This window comes from Planococcus sp. MSAK28401 (assembly GCF_018283455.1).
Lineage (GTDB): Bacteria > Bacillota > Bacilli > Bacillales_A > Planococcaceae > Planococcus > Planococcus alpniumensis.
The window spans coordinates 1-4,318 of record NZ_JAAMTH010000005.1; the positions used below are offsets into that span (position 1 = coordinate 1).

Sequence of the window (4,318 nt, forward strand, 5' to 3'; positions counted from 1 at the left end):
GCTAGAAAAAATGCTGAAAGAGCGTGGCATTGAACGGGAACTGGTCGGCACGAACGAATTTAAAGACGTGAATGATTTCAAAGAGAAAAAAGAGCAGATACGAGAATTAGATACAAAAATCGTGGATTTGGAGAAGAAATACACGGCAGAACGTGAAAAGCTCCAGGAAGGCGTACAAGAGCTTGTAAAGGCGGTAGAGTCCTCTAAGTCGGTTGAAGGCTTGGAAGTCGAGAAAGCAGGCTTATTTGACCGTAGAAACGTCAAAATGCCTGCTGAGGACTTCGAGAACATGAAAACCTTAGCGAAGGCTTCAGAAGCCCTTAAAACGCAAAATACGAAGCTTCAGCGTGAATCAGATGCTAATTTGAGAGAAAAACAGAAACTAGAAAAAGAAAATGCAGAATTGAAACAAGAGAACAGTCAAGTTAAAGCAGATCTTAAAACACTGGAAAAAGCGTTTGAGATGCAGAAGCGAGTTGTTCAATCCTTAAAACATACGTTGCATATGGTTAAAGAAAACTCCTTACAAGTTATTGCTGTACCCAAACAAAAGATGGCTGATCTTATGGGGAAGGCTCGAGCGATTTCTTTGTTGCATAACTTTGAGGAAATCAAAGTAGATATAGATTCATTGCGAGAGGTTGTGCCGGAAGAAGAAAAGAGTGCAGCTGATAAAATTTTTGACAGGCACGAGAAGAAAGAGAAAGAAAAAGAAGAGGAAAAACAACAAATTATTCAAGAGCGAAGAGAAAGACAAAAAGATATGGGGATGGAGAGGTAAAAAAAAAAAAAAAAAAAAAGAAAAACATCATGGAGAAAATGAGCGCATAAAAAAAACAAACAAAATCCTCTCGGAAATGAGGTGAGTTTTGTTTGTTTTTTTGAGATAAAAAAAGCCCTTTTTTAGGGGCTTTTTTTTCGTGTTTTTTCTATCTTGATACTACACGTCGTTATTTCGGCACGAAATAAGGGCGTGTAGTAGGTCTTCGCTCTTACGCCCTCAAGGGTTCTTGCTCTCAAAAAACGTCGATTTATAGGATACGATTTCAAAAAAAAAGACTTGCCCTTTTTTCATCTGAAAGTTAAGCTTAAGTTACCACACAAAAGTTTAAATACAGAGAGGAGGACAAGTCTTTTGAACTTATTAAATTTAGATTGCTCACTTGTGACTTTACAACATTTATGATTAAAAATCAACCTAGCGAATGGGAAAAACCCAAACTTAAAAATACAAAACTTGGCGACGAACTGGCGAGCAAGTTGACACCTAAAAAAGATATGAATCGGAAAGCAATGGTTTATATCGAAAAACACGTCACGGTTAAATCGGTGGTGCGATTTGAAACGTGCAGTAATTTCTTGTTATTTCTGACCAACGAGGAAATGAGTGTGAAGAGATTGCACAAAACCTATTCCTGTGACAATCGTTTCTGCCCCATTTGTACATGGAAGACGGCAAAGAAAGACGCCATTAAGCTGTCGGTCATGTTTGACGCGGTGAAAGAAATCGAAGGCAAGGAATTTTTGTTTCTGACGCTGACTTCTCCCAACTGTGGTGCTGGGGAATTAAGCGAGGAATTAGACAAGTTCAATAAAGCTGTGAAACGGCTGTTTGAACGTCGGAACGTAAAACGTGTGGTGAAAGGCTACGTCCGAAAAATAGAAGTGACGACAGACCAGGAACAATTTATCACGGCAAAAGCGTTCAAGCGCAAGAAAGATTATTTCGAAATGCGTGGGTTAAAGGTCGGGGACCCGAATCCGACATACAACACCTACAACCCTCATGTGCATGCGGTTGTGGTGGTGAATAAAAGTTATTTCAACAAGGCAAGCGATTTCATCAGCAAAGAAGAATGGTTGAAAATGTGGCAAGAGTGCATGGAAGACAAGTCGATTACCCAGGTCGATGTCAAGAAAATTCGTGCTACAGGTAATTCAAATGCCGTGCTTGAAATTGCGAAGTACGCGGCAAAAGGAAGCGACTTGTATCACAGCGAAATGGTCTTTGATGCATTCTATACAGCGTTGAAAGGACGACAGCTGCTGGTGTATTCCGGCATGATGAAGGACTATGCCAAAAAGTACGAAGCAGGCGAACTGGACCGTTTCAAAGAAAAGGACGAAAACATCTATACACATTTGCTTCGGTCGCTTTGGAAAGGTTCGAAGTACGACAGCAAATTGCGTGAGTTGTCTCCAGAAGAATTTGAGGAATTTAACAAACGGGCAGAACACATTGAGGAAAGCGACGAGGTGGAGTGACATGATTCAATTTGACCGAATCGAAAATGACCGGGTGTATCTAGGATTTACGCTGATGGAATTGGATGCGATTCTTTTGGTGTTGGAAAAACAGCAGCCTGACGGGGAAATAACAAATCGACTGGATGCATTAGCGATGGTTTTTCACCAAAAGCAAGCAGAGGAAAAGAGTAGATGAGATGAGAATAAGAGAATACCAAACACGGTATCAAACGATTTTAAGTATGACGTCAACCGATATTGAAAGAGCACAAATGATTTTGGGGTTGTTAGAAGACATTGAACGGTCAATCAATCGTTCGATTTATAACAACGCGATGATGAAAGAAGAACAAGAAGAACTAAGAACTTTTTACCGAAAAGTTTTGCAAAACTTTGAGGGCATTGAAAATGAGGTGAAAAAATGTCAGTAGAAAACGACAACAATACACTTTCTGGTTTTCATTTGAAAAATAAAAAAGGGGAACCGTTGAAGGTATATCCAAAGTCATATAATTGGCATATTCCTAAGATGAGGCGCCAGTTAAATATTCAACCGGGCGACATTGTTGGAGTTGGCAAAGCAAAAAAACCATTTTTAGTGACACATGTTTTTCGAGAAGAGTTTGAAGAGACGGGAAAACGATACAAACGTGTCACGGATTTGTATGAACGAGCGCCTGAAAAGGAGTAGCTAGGGCTACTTCTTTTTTATTTGGAATTTCCTTGTTTTTAGGGTGGAGGTTTTGGCTGGAGGTTTGGAGGCTAGCCTCCAAGTGTGTCGATAAAAGAAATCGAATCGGATTTGCTGGGATCGGTTGCAAGGCGGTTCGGCAGGTACAATAGAAATCGCAAGCCGACTGTCGGAGTCCTCGTTTTAGGTCTGGTCGGATTGGCGAAATGTTCGCCCCTGCCGAATTTCGGAAGGCAAGGGGGAAAAGGTGGAGATTTTTCAGCGTAGCGTTTTGAAAAATACTACCTGGCCCTTGCCTGGAGAAAAGCCCACTCGGGATGGACAGTTTCTTTCTTTTTTGCGGATGAGTAGTTTGCCTTTTTTCTATAAAATTTCTACATTTCTTTTTTTCTATTTTGATTGGTGCATATATTTTTTTGAATGCTATGATGGATAAAAATGGATGTAGGTGAAGTATGGGTACTTTGAGGATGTTCATCATGTTTTTGGTGGTGTTGTGTCTTGGGATAACCGGTTTTGTCTTGGGGGATCCGACGAAGGATTATATTTCTTTTTTGTTGGATTTACTTGTTGGACTTTTGCTGTTGATGTTTGCGGTATTTCTGTTGATTTGGACGTTGGAAGCGAAAAGAGGAAGGTAAAAGAAGGCGGCGAATCGCGTCCTTCCTTTAGCTTCTTTTTTTGCTTTTTTCTTGGATGGAAAACACTGTCCGATACAGGACGTTTTCCCTGATTTTGACCTTGATTTTACCCTCGGAGAGCATTTTCATAGTGCACACAACGTGTCACTATACAGAAAATGTTACTTTGGAAAGTAACAAACGTTTATGGTAGGCTTTGGGTAATGGGGTGAGTCGGATATGGGCATGAGTATTTCACTAAAAAAAGACACGACAAAAACGAACATCAAACACAACAATCGCAAATTCAATGACAAGGAAAAAGAACAAAATTCGCACATTGATTTCTCGCGGTCAAATTCAAATCAATACCTCGTACAAAAAAGTTTGAAGGAATTATACAAACAAGAATTTGGACAGGCACAAGCGGACTACAACGAAAAACAAAATCGCAACGATCGGAAAATCAAAAATTATTATGAGCAAGTAAAAGCGAGCAAGAAAACAAGCTTGCAGCAAGAAATGATTTTGCAGGTGGGCGACAGCAGCCAGTTTCAAAACAATCCCGAAAATCAACGAATGGCAAATGACGTATTGAAGAAATGGTTCGATACATTCCAAGAACGCAATCCGAATTTAAAAATTTACAATGCGGTCATTCACAATGACGAGGCAAGCCCTCATATGCACCTCAATTTTGTTCCAGTAGCTACAGGGTACAAACGGGGCATGGAAAAGCAGGTGTCCTTCGATAAAGCGA

General features: G+C 40.2%; 6 protein-coding genes and 1 pseudogene. All 7 read left to right on the top strand.

Features of this window, described 5'->3' with window-relative positions; all coding sequences use genetic code 11:
• Positions 1 to 781: pseudogene (locus tag G3255_RS18395) on the top strand (hypothetical protein); the annotation flags it as partial.
• A 602-nt stretch (positions 782 to 1,383) separates the two neighbouring features.
• On the top strand, positions 1,384 to 2,265 hold the full coding sequence (locus tag G3255_RS18400; protein ID WP_249222388.1) for a protein rep: 882 nt from the start codon (positions 1,384 to 1,386) through the stop codon (positions 2,263 to 2,265).
• Between the two features lies 1 nt (position 2,266).
• A complete protein-coding gene (locus G3255_RS18405) occupies positions 2,267 to 2,443 on the top strand; it encodes a hypothetical protein (protein ID WP_211656072.1) in 177 nt (58 codons plus the stop codon).
• Between the two features lies 1 nt (position 2,444).
• A complete protein-coding gene (locus G3255_RS18410) occupies positions 2,445 to 2,678 on the top strand; it encodes a hypothetical protein (RefSeq protein ID WP_211656073.1) in 234 nt (77 codons plus the stop codon).
• Positions 2,669 to 2,938 (top strand): DUF5839 family protein, encoded by a 270-nt coding sequence (locus tag G3255_RS18415; protein WP_211656074.1) that lies wholly within the window; start codon positions 2,669 to 2,671, stop codon positions 2,936 to 2,938. The genes G3255_RS18410 and G3255_RS18415 overlap by 10 nt, the downstream gene beginning before the upstream one ends.
• A 479-nt stretch (positions 2,939 to 3,417) precedes the next feature.
• On the top strand, positions 3,418 to 3,579 hold the full coding sequence (locus G3255_RS18420; RefSeq protein ID WP_211656075.1) for a hypothetical protein: 162 nt from the start codon (positions 3,418 to 3,420) through the stop codon (positions 3,577 to 3,579).
• Positions 3,580 to 3,798: 219 nt separating this feature from the next.
• Positions 3,799 to 4,318: plasmid recombination protein (locus G3255_RS18425; RefSeq protein ID WP_211656076.1), on the top strand; the 520-nt coding region annotated here is incomplete at its 3' end.